Here is a 1,089-nt window from a genome sequence, read left to right on the forward strand (position 1 = left end):
GGTGCAATTCCTGAATTTGCGACCACGACATCAGCGGTGCAGGTTCTCCATGGGCGGAATCCCAATCTGACCGACCGCCGACCTTATCGGTCACGACGAACACGTCGGCGCTGAAATCATTCTCGGCAAGGATCGGGTAGGCGTTCGTCTGGAAATCCAGATAGGCGTCGTCGAAACTCAGCATCACAGGCCGGCCCTGGATCGGCTTGCCGCTGCGCAGAAGATTTGCCAGGTTCTGCGCGGTCACGCTGTAATAGCCCTGTCGCCTCAGGAACTGCATCTGCTTGCGGAAAATCTCCGGCGGCGTGCGGAAGCGCCGGAGTGCAGCGGGGCCGTCTTCTGCGATCCTGTGATACATCAGAATGGGAACCGAGGTGGTGACCTCCGTCTTCCATGCCGCCTCGCGCGCGATGCCCGCCGGTCCGCAGATAATGTGCTTTGCCACATCCGTATCCAATGGGGCTCCGTGCGCTTCGATCCGCAGGGCGGGATTGGCCACGGCACCTTTCCTGAATCGGTGGATGGCGTAAAGCTCGGTGTCGATCGTCTCTTCCAGGGCGAGGCCGGCCTGCGCGGCAAAAACCCGTTTTATCGTCTCGACACCGAAAGGATGGCCCCAATCGAAACCGGTTCGGCCGGGTTCGTCCTGGCGGATATGCGCGTGGGCAGTGATTAGGTAGCCGTCCGGCTTCACTGCTGCGGCCATCTTCCGGCAGACGGCCGCAAGCATCTCCTCATCCTTCATATAGTAGAGGACTTCGGAACAGATAACGAGATCCTGCTCGGGCGGAACATCGCTTTTGACGAAATCGAGAACACGAAGCTCGACGTTACCATGGTCGCGGCACCGCTTGATCGCCCTGTCGATCGCGCGCTGGGAAATATCGGTGGCCGTCAGCCGACCGACCCTTGGCGCCAGCTTCTCGGTAAAGATTCCTTCCGCGCAGGCGAGTTCGAGGGCCTTTTCGATCCCTTCCGGGATCAGGCTCAACGTCTGCGCATATTTGACTTGCTCGTAGACCGAGATGTAATTCCATGGATCCGGGCGTTCGAACATATGCTCCCAGTATTCCTCTTCCGATTGAGTGG

Annotated in this window: 1 protein-coding gene; it reads right to left on the minus strand. The window is 59.3% G+C overall.

All coding sequences use genetic code 11. From position 1 onward, the window contains the following. Window positions 1-1,089, minus strand: a 1,089-nt coding sequence (locus tag FY112_RS00225; RefSeq protein WP_151517339.1) for an SAM-dependent methyltransferase, incomplete at both ends; no start/stop codon positions are given.

Source organism: Rhizobium sp. PEPV16 (assembly GCF_008919455.1).
Classification (GTDB): Bacteria; Pseudomonadota; Alphaproteobacteria; order Rhizobiales; family Rhizobiaceae; genus Rhizobium; species Rhizobium leguminosarum_Q.